The organism is Photobacterium kasasachensis, assembly GCF_050336885.1.
Classification (GTDB): domain Bacteria; phylum Pseudomonadota; class Gammaproteobacteria; order Enterobacterales; family Vibrionaceae; genus Photobacterium; species Photobacterium kasasachensis.
Window position 1 is genome coordinate 20,866 of record NZ_JAKJSH010000009.1, and the last position, 21,187, is coordinate 42,052.

A 21,187-nucleotide genomic window follows, 5' to 3' on the forward strand; every position below is an offset into this window, starting at 1 on the left:
TATTCACTCCTAGTACTTTTCAAGAATAACCGCTGCAGAGCCCGTTTAGGATACGCAGCGGTGGAACAATTCTTTTGCACACACAAAAGATTGGTTGGCTAATTTAGCCAACCTACCTTCAATTTGCAAGAAATATTTCTGCTAATTAGCCTTGGCGCTGTTTGTGCTTTGGCTCACTGCAAATTACACGCACAACACCGTTGCGCTTGATAACTTTACAGTTACGGCAGATTTTCTTAACGGAAGCACGAACTTTCATTGCTAAACTCCGTAAATGGATAACCAGTCTTAACGGCCGTTGCCTTTAAGATTAGCCTTTTTCAAAACAGACTCATATTGTTGAGACATCAAATGTGTCTGAACTTGAGCCATGAAGTCCATAATAACTACAACTACGATTAGTAGTGATGTACCGCCGAAATAGAAGCGGACATTCCATGCAATCATCATAAACTCGGGGATCAGACAGATAAAGGTAATATAGAGCGCGCCTGCCAATGTCAGACGGGTCATTACTTTATCTATATATTTCGCGGTCTGTTCACCCGGGCGAATACCAGGTACGAACGCACCAGACTTCTTCAGGTTGTCAGCTGTCTCGCGAGGGTTAAATACCAACGCGGTATAGAAGAAACAGAAGAAAATAATCGCAGCAGCATAAAGCATCACATAAAGTGGCTGACCTGGGCTTAGCGCCAGTGAAATATCACTTAACCAGCCTAGGTTCTCATTCTGACCGAACCACTGAGCCAGCGTCCCCGGGAACAGAATAATACTTGATGCGAAAATCGCTGGAATAACCCCTGCCATGTTGATTTTCAACGGCAGGTGAGTGCTCTGGGCAGCAAAAACACGACGGCCTTGCTGACGCTTGGCATAGTTAACGACGATACGACGCTGACCACGCTCCATGAACACTACGAAATAAATCACAGCGAAAGAAAGTACTGCAATTAACAGTAAAAGAAGTACGTGCAATTCACCTTGACGCGCTTGCTCCACTGTCTGTCCAATAGCTGGTGGCAAACCTGCAACGATACCGGTAAAGATAATTACCGAAATACCGTTACCAATGCCGCGCTCGGTAACCTGCTCACCCAACCACATCAGGAACATGGTACCGGTAACCAAACTCACTACCGCGACAAAGTAAAATCCTAGACCCGGATTATGTACCAGGCCTGGGATCATACTTGGTAACCCCGTTGCAATACCAATTGCTTGGAAGGTTGCCAAAACAAGCGTGCCGTAACGGGTGTACTGGCTAATCTTACGACGACCAGACTCCCCTTCCTTCTTCAACTCGGCCAAAGCCGGATGAACTACCGTAAGCAGCTGGACAATAATCGATGCCGAAATATACGGCATGATGCCCAGCGCCAGGATGGAAGCACGCTCAAGTGCACCACCAGAGAACATGTTAAACAGTTCAATGACGGTGCCCTTTTGCTGTTCGAACAGATCGGCAAGTACAGCAGCGTCAATACCAGGAATAGGCACAAAAGAGCCTGCTCGGAAAATTAAGATAGCACCTAATACGAATAGCAGGCGAGTCTTAAGCTCTGCTAGGCCACCTTGTGCACTACGAAAATCTTGTCCTGGTTGTTTAGCCATCTGTACCTCATCCTCGAGTTAATTATTCCTCGATTTTACCGCCTGCAGCTTCGATAGCAGCTTTAGCGCCTTTAGTCACGCGTAGACCTTTAACTGTAACGGCACGAGCGATTTCACCAGAAAGTACAACTTTCGCGAACTCGATGTTCTTAGTGATAACATTCGCAGCCTTTAGAGTTTCTAGGCTTACTACGTCACCTTCAACTTTCGCTAGCTCAGCTAGACGAACTTCAGCAGTTACCAAGCTCTTGCGAGAAGTAAAACCGAATTTTGGTAGACGCTGTTTCAAAGGCATCTGACCGCCTTCGAAGCCTGGACGTACAGAACCACCTGAACGTGATTTCTGACCTTTGTGACCACGGCCACAAGTTTTACCCAGACCTGAACCGATACCACGGCCTACGCGCTTCGCAGAAGGCTTAGAACCCGCAGCCGGTGATAGAGTATTCAAACGCATTCTGATTACTCCTCAACTTTAACCATGTAGTAAACTTTGTTGATCATGCCGCGTACGCAAGCAGTATCTTCAAGTTCAACAGTGTGGTTGATGCGACGAAGGCCCAAGCCACGCAAAGTAGCTTTATGCTTCGGCAAACGACCGATAGAGCTCTTTGTCTGTGTTACTTTAATAGTCTTAGCCATGTCGATTACTCCAGAATTTCTTTAACAGAAAGACCACGCTTAGCAGCGATCATCTCTGGAGAGTTCATGCCGCTCAAACCATCAATTGTCGCGCGAACGATGTTGATTGGGTTTGTTGAGCCGTATGCTTTAGCTAGTACGTTGCGAACACCCGCAACCTCTAGCACTGCACGCATTGCACCGCCGGCGATGATACCAGTACCTTCTGATGCAGGCTGCATGTACACTTTAGAACCAGTGTGGCGACCTTTAACAGCGTGGTGTAGCGTACCGTCGTTAAGCGCTACTGTAACCATGTTACGGCGTGCTTTTTCCATCGCTTTCTGGATTGCAGCAGGTACTTCACGTGCCTTACCGTAACCAAAACCGATGCGACCGTTACCGTCACCAACTACAGTTAGTGCAGTAAAGCTGAAAATGCGACCACCTTTAACCGTCTTAGATACACGGTTAACAGCGATCAGCTTTTCATTCAAATCTGATTGAGTTTTTTCGTTAGCCATCTTCCGCCTACCTTAGAATTTCAGACCAGCTTCACGAGCAGCTTCTGCTAGTGCAGCTACACGGCCGTGGTATTGGAAACCAGAACGATCGAATGCAACGTTAGAGATGCCTTTTTCAATCGCGCGCTCAGCAATAGCTTTACCTACAGCTGCAGCAGCGTCTTTGTTACCAGTACTCTTAACCTGCTCGCGAATCGCTTTTTCTACGGTAGAAGCGGCAGCGATAACCTCAGAGCCATTTGGTGCGATTACCTGAGCGTACACGTGACGTGGAGTACGGTGTACAACTAGGCGAGTTGCGCCCAGTTCAGCAATCTTACGACGTGCTCGGGTCGCACGACGGATACGAGATGCTTTCTTATCCATAGTGTTACCTTACTTCTTCTTAGCTTCTTTAGTACGCACGACTTCGTCGGCGTAACGAACACCTTTACCTTTATAAGGTTCAGGGCTACGGTAAGCGCGAATATCAGCCGCAACTTGACCAATCACCTGCTTATCAGTACCAGTTAGTACGATTTCAGTTTGAGATGGACACTCTGCTTTAATACCGGCTGGTAGTTCATGCGCAACTGGGTGCGAGAAGCCTAGGGTTAGGTTAACAGTCGAACCAGCAACGTTCGCACGGTAACCAACACCTTTCAAAGTAAGCTTCTTAGTAAAGCCTTCAGTAACACCAACAACCATGTTGTTAACTAGTGCACGAGCAGTACCTGCCTGTGCCCAAGCCTTATCGAATCCTTCACGAGGACCGAAAGTGATGGTGTTTTCTTCCTGGGACAATACAACTGCTTCGTTGATAACGCGAACTAGTTCGCCTTTACCACCTTTAACAGTGATTTCCTGACCGTTAAGTTTAACTTCTACGCCGGCAGGAATAACTACAGGTGCTTTTGCAACACGAGACATTTCCTACTCCTATTATGCTACGTAGCAGATAATCTCACCGCCAAGACCCGCTTTGCGAGCAGCGCGGTCGGTCATAAGACCCTTGGAAGTGGATACAACAGCAATACCAAGGCCACCCATCACTGATGGTAGAGCATCTTTTTTCTTGTAGATGCGCAGACCAGGACGTGATACACGTTGGATTTGCTCGATAACTGGGTTCGCTTCGAAGTACTTAAGAGTAACTTCTAGCTCAGGCTTAACTTCACCGATAACAGTGTAGTCAGCCACGAAACCTTCTTCTTTCAGAAGAGCTGCGATAGCAACTTTCATCTTAGAAGATGGCATTTTAACAGCAACTTTTTTCGCTGCCTGACCGTTACGAAGACGGGTCAGCATATCCGAAATCGGATCTTGCATGCTCATAAGTCAATACTCCGTGATTCTAAATTGGCAACTAATTACCAGCTAGCCTTACGTAGACCCGGAATCTCGCCTTTCATGCAAGCTTCGCGAACCTTAATACGGCTTAGACCGAATTTACGTAGGTAGCCGTGTGGACGTCCAGTCTGGCAACAGCGGTTACGCTGACGAGATGAACTAGAATCACGTGGTAGTGACTGAAGTTTAAGCACTGCATTCCAGCGATCTTCTTCAGACGCATTCACGTCACTAATTAGAGCTTTAAGTGCTGCACGCTTTTCAGCGAACTTAACTGCAAGCTTGGCACGTTTAGCTTCGCGTGCCTTCATTGATTCTTTAGCCATTTGTAACCCTTACTTTTACTTACGGAATGGGAAGTTAAAAGCAGATAGTAGAGCGTGAGCTTCTTCGTCAGATTTCGCAGATGTTGTGATAGTGATATCAAGACCACGTACACGATCTACTTTATCGTAATCGATTTCTGGGAAGATGATCTGCTCACGAACGCCCATGCTGTAGTTACCACGACCATCGAATGATTTCGGGTTTAGACCACGGAAATCACGAATACGAGGAACAGCAATTGAAATTAGACGCTCGAAGAAATCCCACATGCGTTCGCCACGCAGGGTTACTTTACAGCCAATAGGGTAGCCCTCACGGATCTTAAAACCAGCAACAGACTTACGAGCTACAGTGATAAGCGGCTTCTGACCTGCAATAGCAGTCATGTCAGCAGCAGCATTCTCTAGAAGCTTTTTGTCGTTGATCGCTTCACCCACACCCATGTTAAGTGTGATTTTTTCGATCCTTGGGACTTGCATGATACTCTGGTATTCGAACTTTTCAGAAAGTTCTTTAACTAGAGTCTCTTTGTAGTAATCATGCAGTTTCGCCATAGTGTACTACTCCAGAATTACTTGATAGTTTCGCCAGTCGATTTGAAGAAACGAACTTTTTTGTCGTCTTCGAATCGGAAGCCTACACGGTCCGCTTTACCTTCACCGTTAACGATTGCAACATTTGAGGCGTCGATCGCAGCTTCTTGCTCTACGATGCCACCCTGAACACCCATTGCCGGAACCGGCTTCTGGTGTTTCTTAACCATGTTGATACCTTCAACGATAACTTTACCGGTTGCTAGGACCTTAGTTACTTTACCTTTCTTACCTTTATCTTTACCGGTAAGAACGATAACTTCGTCGTTGCGACGGATTTTAGCTGCCATTTTGTTACTCCTTACAGTACTTCTGGCGCTAGTGAAACGATTTTCATGAATTTCGCATTACGAAGTTCACGCGTCACTGGGCCAAAGATACGAGTACCGATCGGTTGCTCAGTAGTGTCGTTCAACAATACACAAGCATTACGGTCGAAGCGAATGACAGAGCCGTCTGGGCGACGAACGCCTTTACGGGTGCGAACAACCACCGCCTTCAGGACATCACCTTTCTTAACTTTACCGCGAGGAATTGCTTCTTTCACAGTAATCTTGATGATATCACCGATGTGTGCGTAACGGCGGTGAGAACCACCCAGAACCTTAATACACATTACGCGACGAGCGCCGGAGTTATCGGCTGCGTCAAGCGTACTTTGCATTTGGATCATGTTAGTGCTCCGCTTATTTTAAACATCTGGACCCATCTCGGGTCGATAGACCTTTTCTTCAAAGGCGGCGAATAATAACACCATTTTCGACCGATGGGTAGACAAAAAATAAACGGCCCCAATTTTTTTCGGGGCCGCTGTATTAATTAGTTGCTAAGTTCGCTTAAACGCGAGCTTTTTCAACTACACGTACCAGTGTCCAAGACTTAGTCTTAGACAGTGGACGACACTCACGAATCTCAACAGTGTCGCCTAGGCCACACTCGTTGTTTTCGTCATGTGCGTGAAGTTTAGTCGTGCGAGTGATGTACTTACCGTAAATCGGGTGCTTCACTTTACGCTCGATTGCAACAACAATAGACTTGTCGCCTTTGTCGCTAACAACACGACCAAGCTGAGTACGAATTTGTTCGCTCATTATGCGCCAGCCTTCTCAGTCAGAACGGTTTTAACACGTGCGATATCGCGACGTACTGCTTTCAGAGTGTGAGTCTGCTGTAGTTGACCAGTTGCAGCCTGCATGCGCAGGTTGAACTGTTCACGTAGCAGGTTCACAAGCTCAGCATTCAGTTCTTCAACGCTTTTAGCGCGCAGATCTTGTGCGTTCATCACATCACCGCCTTAGTTACGAATGTAGTCTTGATTGGTAGCTTACGTGCAGCAAGTTTGAATGCTTCACGTGCTAGTTCTTCAGGAATACCATCCATCTCATAAAGAACCTTACCTGGTTGAATCTGTGCAACCCAGTACTCTACGTTACCTTTACCTTTACCTTGACGAACTTCAAGAGGCTTAGATGTGATAGGTTTGTCTGGGAATACACGAATCCAAACTTGGCCCTGACGTTTGATATGACGAGTCATAGCACGACGAGCTGCTTCGATCTGGCGAGCAGTCAAACGGCCACGGCCAACTGCTTTAAGACCAAAAGAACCAAAGCTTACATCAGTACCGTTCGCTAAACCGCGGTTACGACCTTTGAAAGTCTTGCGGAATTTAGTGCGTTTAGGTTGCAGCATCAATAAACTCCTTATTTACGGCTTTTGCGCTGCTTCTTAGGCTTGTCAGCCTTAGGCTCTTCAATTGGCATACCGCCTAGAACTTCACCTTTGAAGATCCAAACTTTAACGCCGATAACACCGTATTGGGTGTGAGCCGAAGAAGTTGCGTAATCAATGTCAGCACGAAGAGTGTGTAGAGGTACACGACCTTCACGGTACCACTCTGAACGTGCGATTTCAGCGCCGCCTAGACGACCACCTACTTGAACTTTGATACCTTTAGCGCCAAGACGCATAGCGTTCTGAACTGCACGCTTCATAGCGCGACGGAACATAACACGACGTTCTAGCTGAGAAGCGATGCTATCTGCAACTAGTTGACCGTCTAGCTCTGGCTTACGTACTTCAGCGATGTTGATCTGAGCTGGAACACCAGCGATCTTAGCAACGCGAGCGCGTAGTTTTTCAACGTCTTCACCTTTCTTACCGATTACTACGCCTGGACGAGCAGTGTGAATAGTCACACGGATGCTCTTAGCAGGACGCTCGATAACGATGCGTGATAGAGACGCTTTTTTCAGTTCTTTAGTAAGGAACTGACGTACCTTGAAGTCGCCGTCTAGGTTGTCAGCGAACTCTTGGCTGTTAGCAAACCAAGTGGTATTCCAAGGCTTAACGATGCCTAGACGAATACCATTAGGATGTACTTTCTGACCCATTGCTTTCTCTCCTAATCTCTTAGCGGTCTGCTACAACAACAGTGATGTGGCTAGAACGCTTCAAGATGCGATCGGCACGGCCTTTAGCACGAGGCATAATACGCTTCATGGTAGGACCTTCGTCAACGAAGATTTTAGCGACATTAAGATCATCAATGTCTGCGCCTTCGTTGTGTTCTGCGTTAGCGATAGCAGAATCTAGAACTTTCTTGATTAGATCAGCAGCTTTTTTGTTGCTGAACTGAAGAATTTCTAGAGCTTGAGCAACTGGCTTACCGCGCAGTTGATCTGCAACCAAACGAGCTTTTTGCGGCGAAATGCGAGCAAAGCGATGTTTAGCGATAGCTTCCATTACCTACTCCTTAGCGCTTCTTAGCTTTCTTATCTGCAGCGTGGCCGCGATAAGTACGTGTTGGTGCAAATTCGCCTAGCTTGTGACCGATCATTTCTTCAGAAACGAAAACAGGAACGTGCTGACGACCATTATGGACAGCGATGGTCAAACCGATCATCTGAGGGATGATCATTGAGCGACGGGACCAAGTCTTAACAGGCTTTTTGTCACCGCTTTCCAACGCTTTCTCTACCTTCTTCAGCAAGTGTAGGTCAATAAATGGACCTTTCTTGAGAGAACGTGGCATGGCGTATCCTCTTTATAATTACTTGTTACGACGACGTACGATGTACTTGTCGGTACGCTTGTTCTTACGAGTCTTGTAACCCTTAGTAGGAACACCCCAAGGTGTAACTGGGTGACGACCGCCTGATGTACGACCTTCACCACCACCGTGTGGGTGATCTACTGGGTTCATTACAACACCACGTACAGTTGGACGAACACCGCGCCAGCGTGAAGCACCAGCTTTACCTAGCTCACGTAGCATGTGTTCTGCATTACCAACTTCACCTAGAGTCGCACGACCTTCAGCAAGAACTTTACGCATTTCACCAGAACGTAGACGTAGAGTCACATAAGTGCCTGCACGTGCAATGATCTGAGCGTATGCACCAGCTGAACGAGCCAGCTGAGCACCTTTACCAGGCTTAAGTTCAACACAGTGTACTGTTGAACCTACTGGGATGTTGCGCATTGGTAGTGTGTTACCAACTTTAATAGCAGCATCTGCGCCAGACTGGATGGTATCACCCGCCTGAAGACCTTTAGGTGCAATAATGTAGCGGCGCTCACCGTCTGCGTACAGAACTAGAGCAATGTTTGCGCTACGGTTTGGATCGTATTCAAGACGCTCAACTTTCGCTGGAATGCCATCTTTAGTACGTTTAAAGTCAATCATACGGTAGTGTTGCTTGTTACCACCACCGATGTGACGTACTGTGATACGACCGTTATTGTTACGACCACCTGACTTAGATTTTTTCTCTAGTAGTGGTGCGTACGGCTTACCCTTATGCAGGTCAGAGTTAACCACTTTAACTACGTGGCGACGACCTGGGGAAGTCGGCTTACATTTTACAATAGCCATTCTTCTTTGCTCCTAGCCTTACTCTGCACTACCAGCGAAGTCGATGTCTTGACCTTCTTTCAAGATAACATACGCTTTTTTCCAGTCGCTACGACGGCCTTCACGCATACCTTGACGCTTGGTCTTACCCTTGGCTACAAGAGTATTTACAGACTTAACTTCAACCTCGAACAGTTTTTCAACTGCTGCTTTGATCTCTTTCTTTGTTGCTGTCATCGCTACTTTGAATACGATAGTGTTACCGTTTTCAGCAGCCATGGTCGCTTTTTCAGAGATGTGCGGAGCACGTAGAACTTTTAAAATACGCTCTTCAGTGATCATGCTAGCATCTCCTCAACCTGCTTAACTGCAGCAGCAGTCATCACAACTTTATCGAAAGCAATCAAGCTAACTGGGTCGATTGCCGCTGCATCACGTACGTCTACTTTGTATAGGTTACGTGCAGCAAGGAATAGATTTTCATCTAAATCGCCAGTTACGATTAGAGCATCAGTAAGCTCAAGCTCTTTCAGCTTAGCTACTAGCTCTTTAGTTTTTGGTGCTTCTACAGAGAAGTTATCAACAACGATTAGACGCTCTTGACGAACTAGCTCAGAAAGAATGCTCTTCATAGCACCGCGGTACATTTTTTTGTTAACTTTCTGGCTGTGGTCCTGAGGACGAGCAGCAAAAGTTACACCACCTGTACGCCATAGTGGGCTACGAATTGTACCTGCACGAGCGCGACCTGTACCTTTCTGGCGCCATGGTTTAGCACCACCACCAGAAACGTCAGAACGAGTTTTCTGAGCACGAGTACCTTGACGAGCACCTGCTGCGTATGCAACAACTACCTGATGTACTAGCGCTTCGTTGAAATCACGCCCAAAAGTAGTTTCGGAGACAGTTAGCGCATCAGCGCCTTTGACTACCAATTCCATTACTAACTCCTTGACGTTACGCTTTAACAGCTGGTTTTACGATCACGTTGCCACCTGTAGCACCTGGTACTGCACCTTTAATAAGAAGCAGATTGCGCTCAGCGTCAACACGTACGATCTCTAGGTTCTGAGTTGTTACACGCTCAGCACCCATGTGACCAGCCATTTTCTTGCCTTTAAATACGCGACCTGGAGTTTGACATTGGCCAATTGAACCCGGAGCACGGTGAGACAAGGAGTTACCATGGGTCATATCTTGAGTACGGAAGTTCCAGCGCTTAACGCCACCCTGGAAGCCTTTACCCTTAGATGTACCAGTAACGTCTACTTTTTTGATGTCATTGAAAAGTTCAACGTTTAGCTCAGCGCCAACAGCAAACTCTTCATTGTTTTCTAGACGGAATTCCCAAAGACCGCGACCAGCTTCAACACCTGCTTTCGCAAAGTGGCCAGCTTCTGGCTTAGAAACACGGTTAGCTTTCTTAGTACCAGTAGTTACCTGGATTGCGTTGTAGCCGTCAGTTTCTACAGATTTAACCTGAGAAACGCGGTTTGCTTCAACTTCAACCACAGTTACTGGGATAGAAACGCCATCTTCGGTAAATACGCGGGTCATGCCCACTTTACGACCGATTAGACCAATCATTCTCTTATCTCCCCTTAACCTAGGCTGATCTGGACGTCAACGCCAGCAGCTAGATCTAGACGCATAAGAGCATCAACAGTTTTGTCTGTTGGCTCAACGATGTCGATAAGGCGCTTGTGAGTACGGATTTCGTACTGGTCACGTGCGTCCTTATTAACGTGTGGAGAAATAAGAACAGTGAAACGCTCTTTACGAGTAGGTAGAGGGATTGGACCCTTAACCTGCGCGCCAGTGCGCTTAGCTGTTTCAACGATTTCCGCAGTAGACTGGTCGATCAAACGGTGATCGAACGCCTTTAGGCGGATACGAATACGTTGGTTCTGCATGAGACAGAGCTCCAAATAAAAATTACACAAACAATATCGCCACTCACACTCGATAGATCGAGGGAATGCCGATTGATTTATGTGAACGTAGTATCCCGTTTGGATACATTGTCAGTCAATTTAATGACTGCGAACATAAGTCAGAGTGTACATTGTCAAACCGATATTTCGGTTTCTTCCTCGATGCTTATTGGTTCACAACTGCAGTTACGAGAACTTAATGTCTCAGGCAGTGGCGAGCATTATACAGATCACACTTTTAAGCGCAACCCCTGTTGTAAAAATAATCAAATGGCGCGAGATGCGAGATGCGAGATGCGAGATGCGAGATGCGAGATGCGAGATGCGAGATGCGAGATGCGAGATGCGAGATGCGAGAAATTGTCAGGCGATAGAAAATTGCGTCAAGGAGAAATATCGGTTATTCGGTATTCGCTCCCCTTCCCTACCTTGAACAAGTCGAACATGATGAACCGAAATGATGCGTGTTCAGCTGGCCTTTTTGAGGGTCGTGGCAGTAACGGTTTCTTCAATAACTTCCTTGGCCGTTCTGATACATTTGCCACACAATGAGCCGAGAGGCGTGATCTGGCGAATGCCGCGAACATCGGTGATCCCGTGCTCTTGTGTCAGCTTCATTATTTTCTTGTCGGAAATTCCGTGGCAGAGGCAAACGTACATTTCACTTCCATCTTTAAATTTGATGAAAGCAATATAAACGAGAATAGTTTCTATTACCACTTATAACTGCAAAGTTTTTAGATAGATCTGTTATTAGCTATAGAAGAAAATATCGATAAATATATATATACAACAGGGTATGATTAATTATACACAGCAGAATAGTGGTTAATTTTGACAGTCAAGTACCAGACACAAAAAAGGGAGCCTAAGCTCCCTTTTATCAGTTGTTCAATGGCTACTTAAAATTAAGCAACGATTGTAGCAACAACACCAGCACCAACTGTACGGCCACCTTCACGGATAGCGAAGCGTAGACCTTCGTCCATTGCGATTGGGCAGATTAGTGTAACAGTCATAGAGATGTTATCACCAGGCATTACCATTTCAACGCCTTCTGGTAGCTCGATAGTACCAGTTACGTCAGTTGTACGGAAGTAGAACTGTGGACGGTAACCTTTGAAGAAAGGAGTGTGACGACCACCTTCATCTTTAGAAAGCACATAGATTTCTGAAGTGAAAGTAGTGTGTGGAGTGATTGAACCTGGCTTAGCAAGAACCTGACCACGCTCAACTTCGTCACGCTTAGTACCACGTAGAAGAACACCAACGTTCTCACCAGCACGGCCTTCGTCAAGAAGCTTACGGAACATCTCAACACCAGTACAAGTAGTAGATGTAGTATCTTTGATACCAACGATTTCTACTTCGTCACCTACAGTGATGATACCTTGCTCAACACGACCAGTTACAACAGTACCACGGCCCTGGATTGAGAATACATCTTCGATTGGAAGAATGAATGGTAGGTCGATTGCACGCTCTGGCTCTGGGATGTAGTTATCTAGAGCTTCAGCTAGTTCAACAATCTTGTCTTCCCACTCTTTCTCGCCGTTTAGCGCGCCAAGAGCAGAACCCATGATTACTGGGCAGTCATCACCTGGGAATTCGTACTCAGATAGAAGTTCACGAACTTCCATTTCTACTAGTTCTAGTAGTTCTTCATCATCAACCATGTCACACTTGTTCATGAATACGATGATGTAAGGAATACCAACCTGACGACCAAGAAGGATGTGCTCACGCGTCTGAGGCATAGGACCATCAGTTGCAGCAACAACTAGGATACCGCCATCCATCTGCGCAGCACCAGTGATCATGTTTTTAACGTAATCGGCGTGTCCTGGGCAGTCAACGTGTGCGTAGTGACGAGTTGGAGTATCGTACTCTACGTGAGAAGTAGAGATTGTGATACCACGCTCACGCTCTTCTGGAGCGTTATCGATAGAAGCGAAGTCTTTAGCTTGACCACCGTACACTTTCGCAAGTGTAGTACAGATAGCAGCTGTTAGAGTTGTTTTACCGTGATCGACGTGGCCAATTGTACCAACGTTAACGTGCGGTTTTACGCGTTCAAATTTTTCTTTAGACACAATCGTGTTCCTTCCTAGTTAAGATACGCCCCCTACTAGGTTAGGGGACGCGTCCGAAGTTTGTATTTTATGCGTCAACGGCAGTTGACGCAATATTCAAATTAAGAGCGTGCTGCAATAATTCGGTCAGCAACATTCTTTGGCACTTCAGCGTAGTCGCTGAATTCCATAGAATAAGAAGCTCGACCTTGAGTAGCAGAACGAAGATCTGTTGCGTAACCGAACATCTCAGAGAGCGGTATTAGAGCACGGATAATTTTCAGACCTGCAGGTCCGTCATCCATACCTTCGATCATGCCGCGGCGACGGTTAAGGTCACCAACAACATCACCCATCCAATCTTCTGGTGTGGTTACTTCAACTTTCATCATTGGCTCAAGAATAACTGGGTTCGCATCTAGCGCACCTTTCCTGAATGCCATTGAACCTGCGATCTTAAACGCCATTTCGTTGGAATCAACATCATGGTAAGAGCCATCATACAGAGTCGCCTTGACGTCCAGTACCGGATAACCGGCCAGAACACCATTGTTCATCTGCTCTTCGACACCCTTAGATACCGCACCAATATATTCTTTCGGTACGACACCGCCCACAATATCATCAACGAAGACAAAGCCTTCACCAGGCTCCGACGGCTCGATCTTAAGCCATACGTGACCATACTGACCGCGTCCACCCGATTGACGTACGAACTTACCTTCAACTTCAGTGACACCACGAATGGTTTCACGGTATGCAACCTGAGGTTTACCCACGTTACATTCCACGCTGAATTCACGCTTCATACGGTCAACGATGATGTCTAGGTGAAGCTCACCCATACCAGATATTAGTGTCTGGCCAGACTCATTATCGGTTTCAACACGAAAAGATGGATCTTCAGCAGCTAGTTTACCTAGTGCAATACCCATTTTTTCCTGATCAGCTTGAGAACGTGGCTCTACCGCGATCTGAATTACTGGTTCCGGAAATTCCATACGTTCAAGAATTACTTTGTTATCTTGATCGCATAGCGTGTCACCAGTAGTGACGTTCTTGAGACCAATCGCAGCGGCGATATCACCGGCACGAATTTCTTTGACCTCTTCACGTTTGTTCGCGTGCATCTGTACGATACGACCGAAACGTTCACGCTTCTCTTTAACAGAGTTGTAGACTGAATCACCAGAGTTCACAACACCCGAGTAAACGCGCATGAATGTCAGGTTACCAACGAATGGGTCGGTTGCGATCTTGAACGCAAGCGCTGAGAATGGTTCCTCATCGCTTGAATGACGCTCAACTTCGTTACCCAGCTCATCTTCACCACGAATAGCTTTCACTTCCGTCGGAGATGGTAGGTAATCGATAACCGCGTCGAGTACTGCCTGAACACCCTTGTTCTTGAATGCAGAACCACAAGTTGCCAGAACAATTTCGTTGTTTAGTGTACGCTGACGTAGACCTGCCTTGATATCTTCTTCAGACAGCTCACCTTCTTCAAGGTACTTATCCATTAGCTCTTCAGATGCCTCGGCAGCTGATTCAACTAAGTTCATGCGCCATTCATCAGCGAGGTCTTGCATCTCTGCTGGAATGTTTTCATAAGTGAACGTTGTACCCTGATCTTCTTCCGACCAGTTGATGGTCTTCATCTTGATTAGGTCAACGACACCCTTAAATTCTTCTTCAGCACCAATATTAAGCTGGATTGGCACTGGATTCGCACCAAGACGGTCCTTGATCTGGTCAACTACGCGAAGGAAGTCGGCACCAGCTCGGTCCATCTTGTTGACGAAAACCATACGCGGTACTTCGTACTTGTCAGCCTGACGCCATACAGTTTCAGACTGAGGCTCAACACCCGAAGAACCACAGAAAACTACAACTGCACCATCAAGTACACGCAAAGAACGTTCTACTTCGATAGTGAAGTCAACGTGTCCCGGGGTGTCAATGATGTTAATACGGTGCTCTGGAAACTGAGCTTCCATACCACGCCAAAATGTCGTAGTAGCAGCAGATGTGATAGTGATACCACGTTCCTGCTCCTGCTCCATCCAGTCCATGGTTGCAGCGCCGTCGTGAACCTCACCAATTTTGTGAGATAGGCCTGTATAAAACAGAATACGCTCGGTAGTTGTTGTTTTACCGGCGTCAACGTGAGCACAAATACCGATGTTACGGTAGCGCTCGATAGGCGTTTTACGAGCCACGGCTGTATCCTCTTACTAAGGTTAACCTTAGAGTATGGTTTAGGCGCAGCAAGCCTAGCTTGCTGCGCCCAGTCGGTATTACCAGCGGTAATGTGCGAACGCTTTGTTCGCGTCTGCCATACGGTGAACGTCTTCACGTTTCTTAACAGCAGAACCTTTGTTGTCAGCCGCGTCTAGCATTTCTGCAGCAAGACGCTGAGCCATAGATTTTTCACCACGCTTACGCGCAGCTTCAACCAACCAACGCATAGCTAGTGCGTTACGACGTACTGGACGTACTTCTACAGGCACCTGGTAAGTTGAACCACCAACACGGCGAGATTTAACCTCTACCGCAGGGCGTACATTTTCAAGAGCTTTTTCGAATACTGATAGGTGTTCTTCACCTGACTTCTCAGCCATTGCATCAAGTGCAGTGTAAACAATTTTCTCAGCAGTAGATTTTTTACCGTCAACCATTAGGATGTTAACGAATTTTGCCAGCAGCTCAGATTTGAACTTTGGATCTGGAAGGATCTTACGCTGACCGATTACGCGACGACGTGGCATGGATATTCTCCGTTGTCTTCTTCAGGTTATCCAAAACTTTTCAGTTTCTTCAAAATTAAATAATTTTAGTGTTTGGCCTTACTTAACGGAATCCATTAAGACTTAGGACGCTTCACACCGTACTTAGAACGACCTTGTTTACGGTCATTAACGCCTGCACAGTCAAGTGCACCACGAACAGTGTGGTAACGAACACCCGGAAGGTCTTTAACACGACCACCGCGGATAAGAACAACTGAGTGCTCCTGAAGGTTGTGACCTTCACCGCCGATGTATGATGTTACTTCGAAACCGTTTGTTAGACGAACACGGCACACTTTACGTAGTGCTGAGTTTGGTTTCTTAGGAGTAGTAGTGTATACACGAGTACATACACCACGCTTTTGTGGACACGCTTCTAGCGCAGGCACGTTGCTTTTAACAACTTGCTTTGCACGTGGCTTGCGTACCAGCTGGTTAATAGTTGCCATTAAATAGCTCCTGAAATATTACTTTCGTAAATGTGAAAAATCCGCCTCCCAACAACAGGAGGACGCGAAATTTTAGGCATCGCACTAATGGGTGTCAAGATATATACAGCGATCAATCAAATGATCATTTCTTAAACAGTTGGAAAAAGCCAAATATCATGTAACTTCTTAGTTGGCTTTAGCCCCATTTAAGCTGACTTTCATGCTGTTCAGTGAGCGAAACAAACCCTTTAAAATCAATAACATTCATGCTGTTATCAACTTTATCGGTCAAGCCTCTTGCCGCGAGATCGGCTTCCAGTAAATAAATTTTTACACCCAACTTTTTTATTGCCTCGCACCAGCTATTTTTTTCAATTCCGGCACTAACCGCATCTTGTAATAGCAGAATTTCATCATCTGGGCGCAAATATTGAAGGCAACGTTGCAGATCTTGAGTCTGGAAGGGAGATGTTGAGATGGTGTAGAGCATAACGGCCTCAGAAACTTAGAATTCGCTGACACTGATGAAGTTTAGTAGTAATGTCCGCCTGATCAACTATGTCGACCTCTATTACCAGCTCACTGTCTTCGATACAACGCTCGGACAGCGACTGACGGCAAACATAGATATTCTCGACATCATAAAGGTCCAGCATCTTAAAAGTCGCAATATAGTCACGACACAGTATTTGCCCTGGCTGCTGGTTGGCTAACAGCTGGAAGACACCGTCGCCGATAAAAAACAGACTGATATCTTCACTGTATGCCGATGTCGCCAAGACGGCATCCAGCCCTTCACGACCGCTGCTGCTGCCATGAGGAGCACTCTGAAATACAAAGCCTAGCGATTTCATAGGTTCTCTTGAATGGTAATGACTTAAAACTGAATAACCCGATCGGCTGTCAGCATTGCCTCGGCAAGGCCGCCGAGCCCGGCCTGCTCAAAACCCGGGGCCAGATTATGCCCCGGCAGGGTGTTTTGCTGCGCCTCTTGTTCGCTGACGATCCCACGGCGCAGTGCTGCCGCTACGCAGGTCTGCAGCTCAACCTGATTCGCCTTTGCCAACTGCTGCCAGCCAGCAACCAGATCAAACTCATCCGATGCCGGTGCCGACAGCGATGAACCGTTATGGACACCGTCCTGATAGAAAAACACCCGCGACAGCCGATGCCCCTGTTCAATCAGGGCCTCGGCAAACTGAAAAGCCGAGCGGGCTGCCTGGGTACCATATGCCGGCCCGTCAACCACCAGCACATAATTCAGGCTCATTTTTCGCCGTCCTCAGTCTTGCGCTGGCGGATATACAGGTAAACCGTGTGCTTGGATATGTTCAGTCGCTCCGCCACACGGTTGATTGCATCTTTGATGTCGAAGATACCCTTGTCGTATAGCTCCATGACAATCTGGCGGTTCTTGGCATTGTTCGATACATTCTTGTCGGCATTGATCTCTTCAATCGTTCGCTCGACCGTCTGATCGACCAGCTCGTCGACGTCGCTGGCAAAGTTAACACTTGATGCGGCCTGCTTGGCTTCATCGGTCGGCATAAAGGATTGCAGGATCTGGGAGAAAGGCGCATCCAGATTAACGTTGATACAAAGCAGGCCAATGATCCGATCCTCGCCATTGCGGATCGCGATGGTGATCGACTTCATCAGGTCGCCGCCCTTGGCACGGGTGAAATACGCACGGGAGAAGTTACGCTCCGAGCCTTCAATATCGCGCAACATCCGCAACGCCAGATCGGTGATCGGCGAGCCGACTTTACGCCCGGTATTTTCACCATTGGCAATTTTGATCGCCGATGTGTTCAAATCAGCCAGTGAGTGCAACACAATCTCACAGAACGGTCCTATCAGCGCAGCCAAGCCATCTACCACGGCCTCGTAGGAGCGTAAGATGATATAATCATGTTCACTAAACGCGCGCGGCTCAATCAAATCACTCTCGATCATGACTTCAGAGCCAAAGTTATCTGTAGATACCACTGTCATATCTTCCTTGCTCAAACCATTTTATTTAGTTTCACCGTCATCGAAGATCGTGAAAATAAATAGAACGGATAAAATTTCAAATCTTGCTTGCAAGTTTATCAGAATTTTGACAGTAGCCTGAACTTTTATCTGGATATTCAACTAGCAGTATAAAGCAAAAAACCCGGCAGAGGCCGGGTTTTGTCTACTGATTATTCGCTTTTGGCATATTAAGCCTTAGCAAACAATTGTTTACTGTGTTACTTCTGTCGCTGGTTTTTCAGCCTTGACGATATCAAGCAGTTCAACTTCAAACACCAAGGTTGAGTTTGCAGGAATGCTCGGGTTAGCCTGAGAGCCATATGCCAGCTCTGGCGGAATAACAAACTTGAACTTAGAGCCAACCTGCATCAGTTGCACGCCTTCAGTCCAGCCCGGGATCACCTGGTTCAGCGGGAATGTCGCCGGCTGGTTGCGCTTGTAAGAGCTGTCGAACTCGGTGCCGTCAGTCAGGGTACCCTTATAGTGAACCTTAACAGTATCGGTAGCTGCCGGCTTGTCACCCTCGCCCTGTGTTTCTACCTGATAAAGCAGACCAGAGTCTGTCTTCATCACGCCTTCCAGCTTTTCAAACTCGGAACGGTACTCTTCACCGGCCTTAATATTCTTCTCGGATTCTGCCTGCGCTTTTGCTGCCACGATGTCAGACACACGCTTGTCCAGATCCTGAAGCGCCTGCTGCGTTTCTTCCGGTGTCATGCGGCTCTTGCCTGCAAATACATCGCTAACACCAGCCAGTACGTGCTCGCGGTCCAGCTCCAGACCCAGCTCTTTTTGCTGGTCCAGGTTTGCCGACAAATATTGCGCCAGTGATGCGCCGATCGCATAGGCGGCTTTCTCGTCCTCGGAAGCAAATGCTGCCGGCGCTGCCTCAGATGCTACCTGCTCTACCTTTGCAGGTTCTGCAGGTTTTGCTTCAGCCGCTTTTTCATCTTGGCAGCCTACAGCAAGTAGGATCGTAGCAGCCAAAACAGACATCTTTAGAACAGGTTTCATGTATTTCTCCATCAATCGATGAGGGAATGCCTCATTTTTATAATCGGCTTTTCACCATTGCTGTGAAAAGCGCGCTATATCAATATACTAATACCAACCGTATTAAGTCACTGCCTAACTATCATTTTTAATCAGTGACTTAATACGCTTGGCCACATTTTATCTCTTAGCAAAACAAACCGGAACCAGACCTTAATGCATAAAAAAATACAAGCCTTTAGCATTATTTTGGCACTGATTACCCTGACTGGCTGCTTTTTTTCGGGCTCAGAGGTCAAGCGCTGGTCTATTGCTCCCGAAGGTGCCACCAGCTTTAGCCTCAGCCGAGACGGCCGCTTTGCCATTTTGCACTCAACGGAACAAGGTATCGTGCTATGGGATTTACAGCAAAACAAAAAGTTAGCCGACTTTGGTTCTCAAGACCCATATCACAATACCGTTCTGACCAGCCGTATTTCCGACAACAACCGCTACGCCATTACCGCCACGGCACAAAATTTTGCGGTGTGGGACTTGGCATGGGGTCGCTCAGACGGGCTTTGGTCCATATCGGACGGGATCATCCGCGATGTCGATATTGCCAGCAACGGCCAGCATATTCTGCTGGGACTCTCTAATGGCAAGGCACTGTACATCGACTTGGGCAGCGGACGGCGGCTAGAGTTCCTTGCCCATCGAGAAAAAGTGAATTCTGTTGCCCTGTCGGCCAACGGACAGTTTGCCTTGTCTGGCGGCAATGACTATTACGCCTACCTGTGGGATACCCGCAACGGCCAAATCATCTATCAGTTCGAGCATACTTCGCGGATCAGCCGGGTCGCCCTTCAGCGGGACGGTAAACTGGCGCTCACCGCCGATGGCGGCAACGATGTGTTTATCTGGGATCTCAGCAGCGGCGAGAAACAGGCCGAGCTGGCTGTTCGTCTGCGTCAGCAAAACTTGTCCAGCGCTCGGTTCTCGGATGACGGCACCCAGCTTGCAACAGGCACTCCGGCGAGACGCATCGAACTGTGGGACAGCAAGACGGGCGGGAACCTCGGCCGCTGGGAAGCGGCAGCGCAACAAGATACTCGACCACCGGCAGCAGTGGTGTATGATGTGGCCATTACCCCTGACGGACAGGTTATATCCGGCACATCCGCCGGTATTGCCCAGGCCTGGACCACAGATTAACCGCGGACACATTCGCCCTATGAGTGACATCGACAAACTACAGGCTCAAATTGACGAGCTGGAAATGAAACAGGCTTTCCAGGAGCAGACCATAGAAGATCTGAACCAGGCACTGACCAAGCAGCAGTTCTTGATCGACGAAATGCAAGTTCAGCTGAAATATATGGTCGGTAAGGTGAAAGGCATAGAGCCATCCAATATGGCCAGCGAATCCGAAGAAACGCCGCCACCGCATTATTGATGATTCAAAAAAACGGGAAGCCTGAGCTTCCCGTTTTCTATTACTGATTAAGCGCTGGGCTTAGTGAGAACAGCCGCAGCCGCCCTTCTCTTCGCCACCACAGCAACCGCCTTCTTCTTTGTGCTCGTGACCGTGGTCGTCGCCGCAGCTACCGCCACCACAACAACCACCGCCCTGGTGGATATGACCGTGAGCGATCTCTTCTTCTGTTGCAGCACGCAGTGCAACCACTTCAGCGTTAAATGTCAGCGTCTGGCCCGCTAGCATGTGGTTACCGTCAACAACAACGTGGTCACCATCAACTTCCGTTACTTCTACAGGAATTGGACCCTGGTCAGTATCCGCCAGGAAGCGCATGCCAACAGTGATCTCGTCAACACCCTGGAAAACATCTGCAGGTACACGCTGAACCATTTCAGCCATGTGCTCACCGTATGCATCTTCAGGAGCAACAGTCACTTCAAATTTGTCACCGGCTTCACGACCTTCCAGAGCCTTCTCAAGACCAACAATCAGGTTATTGTGGCCGTGAAGGTAATCCAGTGGTGCATCCGCTGTTGACTGGTCAACAACCACGCCTTCTTCAGTTTTCACTTGATAAGCTAGGCTTACTACGATGTCTTTAGTGACTTTCATGTTTACTCCGATAGGTA

At 47.4% G+C, this 21,187-nt stretch carries 36 protein-coding genes; 2 read left to right on the forward strand and 34 right to left on the reverse strand.

The window, feature by feature from the left end; genetic code table 11:
• Positions 1-145: 145 nt before the first annotated feature.
• The 33 genes from rpmJ to fkpA all read right to left on the reverse strand — a co-directional run bounded on the left by rpmJ (position 146) and on the right by fkpA (position 19,120).
• Positions 146-259 carry a 50S ribosomal protein L36 gene (gene rpmJ, locus L4D19_RS13505; protein WP_000868186.1) on the reverse strand — a complete coding sequence of 38 codons (114 nt, stop codon included), beginning with the start codon at positions 257-259 and terminating at the stop codon, positions 146-148.
• A 29-nt stretch (positions 260-288) separates the two neighbouring features.
• Complete coding sequence (gene secY / locus L4D19_RS13510) at positions 289-1,614, reverse strand: preprotein translocase subunit SecY (protein ID WP_075762910.1); 1,326 nt, start codon at positions 1,612-1,614, stop codon at positions 289-291.
• A gap of 22 nt (positions 1,615-1,636) precedes the next feature.
• Positions 1,637-2,071, reverse strand: a complete 435-nt coding sequence (gene rplO / locus L4D19_RS13515; protein ID WP_075762911.1) for a 50S ribosomal protein L15 — start codon at positions 2,069-2,071, stop codon at positions 1,637-1,639.
• Between the two features lie 5 nt (positions 2,072-2,076).
• The gene (rpmD, locus tag L4D19_RS13520) at positions 2,077-2,256 is read right to left on the reverse strand and encodes a 50S ribosomal protein L30 (RefSeq protein WP_005302823.1); all 180 of its coding nucleotides are present in this window, start codon (positions 2,254-2,256) and stop codon (positions 2,077-2,079) included.
• A gap of 5 nt (positions 2,257-2,261) precedes the next feature.
• Positions 2,262-2,759: a 30S ribosomal protein S5 gene (gene rpsE, locus L4D19_RS13525; RefSeq protein ID WP_075762912.1), complete on the reverse strand. Its 498-nt coding sequence runs from the start codon at positions 2,757-2,759 to the stop codon at positions 2,262-2,264.
• A 12-nt stretch (positions 2,760-2,771) separates the two neighbouring features.
• Positions 2,772-3,125: a 50S ribosomal protein L18 gene (gene rplR / locus L4D19_RS13530; protein ID WP_068330631.1), complete on the reverse strand. Its 354-nt coding sequence runs from the start codon at positions 3,123-3,125 to the stop codon at positions 2,772-2,774.
• A 9-nt stretch (positions 3,126-3,134) separates the two neighbouring features.
• Positions 3,135-3,668, reverse strand: a complete 534-nt coding sequence (gene rplF / locus L4D19_RS13535; protein WP_428452902.1) for a 50S ribosomal protein L6 — start codon at positions 3,666-3,668, stop codon at positions 3,135-3,137.
• Positions 3,669-3,680: 12 nt separating this feature from the next.
• A complete protein-coding gene (gene rpsH / locus L4D19_RS13540; RefSeq protein ID WP_075762914.1) occupies positions 3,681-4,073 on the reverse strand; it encodes a 30S ribosomal protein S8 in 393 nt (130 codons plus the stop codon).
• A gap of 35 nt (positions 4,074-4,108) precedes the next feature.
• Entirely contained in the window at positions 4,109-4,414 is a 306-nt protein-coding gene (rpsN, locus tag L4D19_RS13545) for a 30S ribosomal protein S14 (protein ID WP_128786450.1), read from the reverse strand.
• A gap of 15 nt (positions 4,415-4,429) precedes the next feature.
• A complete protein-coding gene (gene rplE, locus L4D19_RS13550; protein ID WP_428452903.1) occupies positions 4,430-4,969 on the reverse strand; it encodes a 50S ribosomal protein L5 in 540 nt (179 codons plus the stop codon).
• A gap of 17 nt (positions 4,970-4,986) precedes the next feature.
• The gene (rplX, locus tag L4D19_RS13555; protein ID WP_075762917.1) at positions 4,987-5,298 is read right to left on the reverse strand and encodes a 50S ribosomal protein L24; all 312 of its coding nucleotides are present in this window, start codon (positions 5,296-5,298) and stop codon (positions 4,987-4,989) included.
• A gap of 11 nt (positions 5,299-5,309) precedes the next feature.
• Positions 5,310-5,681, reverse strand: a complete 372-nt coding sequence (gene rplN / locus L4D19_RS13560) for a 50S ribosomal protein L14 (RefSeq protein WP_075762918.1) — start codon at positions 5,679-5,681, stop codon at positions 5,310-5,312.
• Positions 5,682-5,844: 163 nt separating this feature from the next.
• The gene (rpsQ, locus tag L4D19_RS13565; RefSeq protein WP_428452904.1) at positions 5,845-6,099 is read right to left on the reverse strand and encodes a 30S ribosomal protein S17; all 255 of its coding nucleotides are present in this window, start codon (positions 6,097-6,099) and stop codon (positions 5,845-5,847) included.
• Positions 6,099-6,290 (reverse strand): 50S ribosomal protein L29, encoded by a 192-nt coding sequence (gene rpmC / locus L4D19_RS13570; protein WP_007469134.1) that lies wholly within the window; start codon positions 6,288-6,290, stop codon positions 6,099-6,101. The genes rpsQ and rpmC overlap by 1 nt, the downstream gene beginning before the upstream one ends.
• Positions 6,290-6,700 carry a 50S ribosomal protein L16 gene (gene rplP / locus L4D19_RS13575; protein WP_428452905.1) on the reverse strand — a complete coding sequence of 137 codons (411 nt, stop codon included), beginning with the start codon at positions 6,698-6,700 and terminating at the stop codon, positions 6,290-6,292. The genes rpmC and rplP overlap by 1 nt, the downstream gene beginning before the upstream one ends.
• 11 nt (positions 6,701-6,711) lie before the next feature.
• The gene (gene rpsC, locus L4D19_RS13580; RefSeq protein WP_128786454.1) at positions 6,712-7,401 is read right to left on the reverse strand and encodes a 30S ribosomal protein S3; all 690 of its coding nucleotides are present in this window, start codon (positions 7,399-7,401) and stop codon (positions 6,712-6,714) included.
• Between the two features lie 19 nt (positions 7,402-7,420).
• A complete protein-coding gene (gene rplV, locus L4D19_RS13585) occupies positions 7,421-7,753 on the reverse strand; it encodes a 50S ribosomal protein L22 (protein ID WP_428452906.1) in 333 nt (110 codons plus the stop codon).
• A 10-nt stretch (positions 7,754-7,763) separates the two neighbouring features.
• On the reverse strand, positions 7,764-8,042 hold the full coding sequence (gene rpsS / locus L4D19_RS13590; RefSeq protein WP_005302795.1) for a 30S ribosomal protein S19: 279 nt from the start codon (positions 8,040-8,042) through the stop codon (positions 7,764-7,766).
• An 18-nt stretch (positions 8,043-8,060) separates the two neighbouring features.
• Positions 8,061-8,885, reverse strand: coding sequence for a 50S ribosomal protein L2 (rplB, locus tag L4D19_RS13595; RefSeq protein WP_428452907.1), 825 nt, complete (start codon positions 8,883-8,885; stop codon positions 8,061-8,063).
• Positions 8,886-8,903: 18 nt separating this feature from the next.
• On the reverse strand, positions 8,904-9,206 hold the full coding sequence (rplW, locus tag L4D19_RS13600; RefSeq protein WP_075762923.1) for a 50S ribosomal protein L23: 303 nt from the start codon (positions 9,204-9,206) through the stop codon (positions 8,904-8,906).
• A complete protein-coding gene (rplD, locus tag L4D19_RS13605) occupies positions 9,203-9,805 on the reverse strand; it encodes a 50S ribosomal protein L4 (protein ID WP_128786456.1) in 603 nt (200 codons plus the stop codon). The genes rplW and rplD overlap by 4 nt, the downstream gene beginning before the upstream one ends.
• 16 nt (positions 9,806-9,821) lie before the next feature.
• Positions 9,822-10,451 carry a 50S ribosomal protein L3 gene (gene rplC, locus L4D19_RS13610; RefSeq protein ID WP_075762925.1) on the reverse strand — a complete coding sequence of 210 codons (630 nt, stop codon included), beginning with the start codon at positions 10,449-10,451 and terminating at the stop codon, positions 9,822-9,824.
• A 14-nt stretch (positions 10,452-10,465) separates the two neighbouring features.
• Entirely contained in the window at positions 10,466-10,777 is a 312-nt protein-coding gene (gene rpsJ, locus L4D19_RS13615) for a 30S ribosomal protein S10 (RefSeq protein ID WP_002541412.1), read from the reverse strand.
• A gap of 489 nt (positions 10,778-11,266) precedes the next feature.
• On the reverse strand, positions 11,267-11,458 hold the full coding sequence (locus L4D19_RS13620) for a (2Fe-2S)-binding protein (RefSeq protein ID WP_428452908.1): 192 nt from the start codon (positions 11,456-11,458) through the stop codon (positions 11,267-11,269).
• Between the two features lie 248 nt (positions 11,459-11,706).
• Complete coding sequence (gene tuf / locus L4D19_RS13625; RefSeq protein ID WP_428452909.1) at positions 11,707-12,891, reverse strand: elongation factor Tu; 1,185 nt, start codon at positions 12,889-12,891, stop codon at positions 11,707-11,709.
• A gap of 101 nt (positions 12,892-12,992) precedes the next feature.
• Positions 12,993-15,089, reverse strand: coding sequence for an elongation factor G (fusA, locus tag L4D19_RS13630; RefSeq protein ID WP_428452910.1), 2,097 nt, complete (start codon positions 15,087-15,089; stop codon positions 12,993-12,995).
• 78 nt (positions 15,090-15,167) lie between these two features.
• A complete protein-coding gene (gene rpsG, locus L4D19_RS13635; RefSeq protein WP_428452911.1) occupies positions 15,168-15,638 on the reverse strand; it encodes a 30S ribosomal protein S7 in 471 nt (156 codons plus the stop codon).
• A gap of 95 nt (positions 15,639-15,733) precedes the next feature.
• A complete protein-coding gene (rpsL, locus tag L4D19_RS13640) occupies positions 15,734-16,108 on the reverse strand; it encodes a 30S ribosomal protein S12 (RefSeq protein WP_004399892.1) in 375 nt (124 codons plus the stop codon).
• 178 nt (positions 16,109-16,286) lie between these two features.
• Complete coding sequence (gene tusB, locus L4D19_RS13645) at positions 16,287-16,580, reverse strand: sulfurtransferase complex subunit TusB (RefSeq protein ID WP_428452912.1); 294 nt, start codon at positions 16,578-16,580, stop codon at positions 16,287-16,289.
• 7 nt (positions 16,581-16,587) lie between these two features.
• Entirely contained in the window at positions 16,588-16,944 is a 357-nt protein-coding gene (tusC, locus tag L4D19_RS13650) for a sulfurtransferase complex subunit TusC (RefSeq protein ID WP_428452913.1), read from the reverse strand.
• 23 nt (positions 16,945-16,967) lie between these two features.
• A complete protein-coding gene (gene tusD / locus L4D19_RS13655; protein WP_428452914.1) occupies positions 16,968-17,360 on the reverse strand; it encodes a sulfurtransferase complex subunit TusD in 393 nt (130 codons plus the stop codon).
• Positions 17,357-18,079 carry a PAS domain-containing protein gene (locus L4D19_RS13660; protein WP_160657748.1) on the reverse strand — a complete coding sequence of 241 codons (723 nt, stop codon included), beginning with the start codon at positions 18,077-18,079 and terminating at the stop codon, positions 17,357-17,359. The genes tusD and L4D19_RS13660 overlap by 4 nt, the downstream gene beginning before the upstream one ends.
• Positions 18,080-18,316: 237 nt before the next feature.
• Positions 18,317-19,120, reverse strand: coding sequence for an FKBP-type peptidyl-prolyl cis-trans isomerase (gene fkpA / locus L4D19_RS13665; protein WP_428452915.1), 804 nt, complete (start codon positions 19,118-19,120; stop codon positions 18,317-18,319).
• A gap of 195 nt (positions 19,121-19,315) precedes the next feature.
• On the opposite strand from fkpA, the gene L4D19_RS13670 reads away from it, so the two are divergent.
• Positions 19,316-20,293: a WD40 repeat domain-containing protein gene (locus L4D19_RS13670; protein WP_428452916.1), complete on the forward strand. Its 978-nt coding sequence runs from the start codon at positions 19,316-19,318 to the stop codon at positions 20,291-20,293.
• Between the two features lie 19 nt (positions 20,294-20,312).
• Entirely contained in the window at positions 20,313-20,534 is a 222-nt protein-coding gene (locus L4D19_RS13675; RefSeq protein ID WP_160657721.1) for a SlyX family protein, read from the forward strand.
• Between the two features lie 60 nt (positions 20,535-20,594).
• On the opposite strand, the gene slyD is transcribed toward L4D19_RS13675, so the two are convergent.
• Entirely contained in the window at positions 20,595-21,170 is a 576-nt protein-coding gene (slyD, locus tag L4D19_RS13680; protein ID WP_428452917.1) for a peptidylprolyl isomerase, read from the reverse strand.
• Positions 21,171-21,187: the final 17 nt, after the last annotated feature.

Coding starts and splice junctions, on each gene's coding strand:
- rpmJ (WP_000868186.1), bottom strand. CDS start 259: ATGAAAGTTCGTGCTTCCGTTAAGAAAATCTGCCGTAACTGTAAAGTT.
- secY (WP_075762910.1), bottom strand. CDS start 1,614: ATGGCTAAACAACCAGGACAAGATTTTCGTAGTGCACAAGGTGGCCTA.
- rplO (WP_075762911.1), bottom strand. CDS start 2,071: ATGCGTTTGAATACTCTATCACCGGCTGCGGGTTCTAAGCCTTCTGCG.
- rpmD (WP_005302823.1), bottom strand. CDS start 2,256: ATGGCTAAGACTATTAAAGTAACACAGACAAAGAGCTCTATCGGTCGT.
- rpsE (WP_075762912.1), bottom strand. CDS start 2,759: ATGGCTAACGAAAAAACTCAATCAGATTTGAATGAAAAGCTGATCGCT.
- rplR (WP_068330631.1), bottom strand. CDS start 3,125: ATGGATAAGAAAGCATCTCGTATCCGTCGTGCGACCCGAGCACGTCGT.
- rplF (WP_428452902.1), bottom strand. CDS start 3,668: ATGTCTCGTGTTGCAAAAGCACCTGTAGTTATTCCTGCCGGCGTAGAA.
- rpsH (WP_075762914.1), bottom strand. CDS start 4,073: ATGAGCATGCAAGATCCGATTTCGGATATGCTGACCCGTCTTCGTAAC.
- rpsN (WP_128786450.1), bottom strand. CDS start 4,414: ATGGCTAAAGAATCAATGAAGGCACGCGAAGCTAAACGTGCCAAGCTT.
- rplE (WP_428452903.1), bottom strand. CDS start 4,969: ATGGCGAAACTGCATGATTACTACAAAGAGACTCTAGTTAAAGAACTT.
- rplX (WP_075762917.1), bottom strand. CDS start 5,298: ATGGCAGCTAAAATCCGTCGCAACGACGAAGTTATCGTTCTTACCGGT.
- rplN (WP_075762918.1), bottom strand. CDS start 5,681: ATGATCCAAATGCAAAGTACGCTTGACGCAGCCGATAACTCCGGCGCT.
- rpsQ (WP_428452904.1), bottom strand. CDS start 6,099: ATGAGCGAACAAATTCGTACTCAGCTTGGTCGTGTTGTTAGCGACAAA.
- rpmC (WP_007469134.1), bottom strand. CDS start 6,290: ATGAACGCACAAGATCTGCGCGCTAAAAGCGTTGAAGAACTGAATGCT.
- rplP (WP_428452905.1), bottom strand. CDS start 6,700: ATGCTGCAACCTAAACGCACTAAATTCCGCAAGACTTTCAAAGGTCGT.
- rpsC (WP_128786454.1), bottom strand. CDS start 7,401: ATGGGTCAGAAAGTACATCCTAATGGTATTCGTCTAGGCATCGTTAAG.
- rplV (WP_428452906.1), bottom strand. CDS start 7,753: ATGGAAGCTATCGCTAAACATCGCTTTGCTCGCATTTCGCCGCAAAAA.
- rpsS (WP_005302795.1), bottom strand. CDS start 8,042: ATGCCACGTTCTCTCAAGAAAGGTCCATTTATTGACCTACACTTGCTG.
- rplB (WP_428452907.1), bottom strand. CDS start 8,885: ATGGCTATTGTAAAATGTAAGCCGACTTCCCCAGGTCGTCGCCACGTA.
- rplW (WP_075762923.1), bottom strand. CDS start 9,206: ATGATCACTGAAGAGCGTATTTTAAAAGTTCTACGTGCTCCGCACATC.
- rplD (WP_128786456.1), bottom strand. CDS start 9,805: ATGGAATTGGTAGTCAAAGGCGCTGATGCGCTAACTGTCTCCGAAACT.
- rplC (WP_075762925.1), bottom strand. CDS start 10,451: ATGATTGGTCTAATCGGTCGTAAAGTGGGCATGACCCGCGTATTTACC.
- rpsJ (WP_002541412.1), bottom strand. CDS start 10,777: ATGCAGAACCAACGTATTCGTATCCGCCTAAAGGCGTTCGATCACCGT.
- L4D19_RS13620 (WP_428452908.1), bottom strand. CDS start 11,458: ATGTACGTTTGCCTCTGCCACGGAATTTCCGACAAGAAAATAATGAAG.
- rpsG (WP_428452911.1), bottom strand. CDS start 15,638: ATGCCACGTCGTCGCGTAATCGGTCAGCGTAAGATCCTTCCAGATCCA.
- rpsL (WP_004399892.1), bottom strand. CDS start 16,108: ATGGCAACTATTAACCAGCTGGTACGCAAGCCACGTGCAAAGCAAGTT.
- tusB (WP_428452912.1), bottom strand. CDS start 16,580: ATGCTCTACACCATCTCAACATCTCCCTTCCAGACTCAAGATCTGCAA.
- tusC (WP_428452913.1), bottom strand. CDS start 16,944: ATGAAATCGCTAGGCTTTGTATTTCAGAGTGCTCCTCATGGCAGCAGC.
- tusD (WP_428452914.1), bottom strand. CDS start 17,360: ATGAGCCTGAATTATGTGCTGGTGGTTGACGGGCCGGCATATGGTACC.
- fkpA (WP_428452915.1), bottom strand. CDS start 19,120: ATGAAACCTGTTCTAAAGATGTCTGTTTTGGCTGCTACGATCCTACTT.
- L4D19_RS13670 (WP_428452916.1), top strand. CDS start 19,316: ATGCATAAAAAAATACAAGCCTTTAGCATTATTTTGGCACTGATTACC.
- L4D19_RS13675 (WP_160657721.1), top strand. CDS start 20,313: ATGAGTGACATCGACAAACTACAGGCTCAAATTGACGAGCTGGAAATG.
- slyD (WP_428452917.1), bottom strand. CDS start 21,170: ATGAAAGTCACTAAAGACATCGTAGTAAGCCTAGCTTATCAAGTGAAA.